Below are 1,193 nucleotides of genomic sequence, written 5' to 3'. Positions count from 1 at the left end.
GGTGTCAATCGCACCAGCCACTATCGTGTAGGTTGCAGTCCAAGTACCACTACTGTTAGTTGCTGCAACGGCTGCACCACCACCAAATTGGCTGAAGTTGACAGTCGCGGCACTGATGGTATCGCTGTTATCGTCGCCAAAGGCGGAGTTGTCCCAGCTGGCAGTGACCGTATCGCCAATCTTGTAGGCGCCTCCGGTTCCGGTCGCACCGGAAATGCCAATGAAGGCATTGCTGACGGTCGGCGCTATACTGTCGACGATGGCATTGCTGGTATCGGCCGTGGTGGTGGGGCCGACCGCATTGGTGGCCGTGATGCTGACATTGCGATTACCGGCATCGATGCCGCCCGCGGTAATAGTATAAGTCGCCGTCCAAGTGCCACTGCTGTTGCTGGCAACCACGGCCGCACCGCCGCCAAACTGTGAGAAATCTACGGTAACGCCGGTAAGATCGGCATTATTATCGCCGCCTGCGGTATTGTTCCAGGTTGCGGTAACCGTATCGCCAATTTTATAGGCGCCCCCCGTACCCGATGCACCGGAAATGCTGATATTGCCATCGGTCACGACAGGCTCAACCGGCACAGCATCCACTAAGACCGCCGTGGTACTGCCAATCGAATTTAACACTGAGTTCAGCGTATTACCCGAGCCCTCTTTTAAGGTGCCGCCATTGGCTTCTATCGATCCCGCGACCGCGATCCCATCGGTATCGAGATCCCCACTCTGTACCGTATAGCGGAAAATGACCGCACTGCTGCCAGTGCCGGAAAGGTAACTGGCGTACACAGTGTCAGCACCGATCGTCAGTGCAATACGTGGCGTGCCCCCCCCGGTGTCGACGGTAATCGCTTCACTGGTATTGACGGTAAAATCGAGGTTTTGCCCTTCTCCATAAGTCGCATTGGCCGGAACACCAACACTGGTTACCGCTGGCACCACATTATCCACAACGGCATTGCTGCTATCGGCCTGGGTTCTGGTATTGCCTGCATTATCCGTCGCAGTGACTGACACATTAAGATTGGAGGCATCGATGGCGCCTGCTACCAAGGTATAAGTAGCCGTCCAAGTGCCACTGTTATTGCTTGCCACCACAGCGGCACCCCCACCAAACTGGCTGAAGTCGACCGTTGCAGCACTGATAGTATCGCTGTTATCGTCGCCAATGGCAGAGTTGTCCCAGCTGGCCG

The 1,193-nt window shown here is 56.1% G+C and carries 1 protein-coding gene; it reads right to left on the bottom strand.

Annotated features, from left to right (window positions below; genetic code table 11):
• Positions 1-1,193: hypothetical protein (locus L5L98_RS22185; protein ID WP_263143573.1), on the bottom strand; the 1,193-nt coding region annotated here is incomplete at both ends.

It is taken from the genome of Shewanella sp. SM23, from assembly GCF_025654295.1.
Lineage (GTDB): Bacteria > Pseudomonadota > Gammaproteobacteria > Enterobacterales > Shewanellaceae > Shewanella > Shewanella oncorhynchi.
Note: the sequence above shows the minus strand (reverse complement) of the source record. Positions and strands in the feature narration are given on the sequence as shown.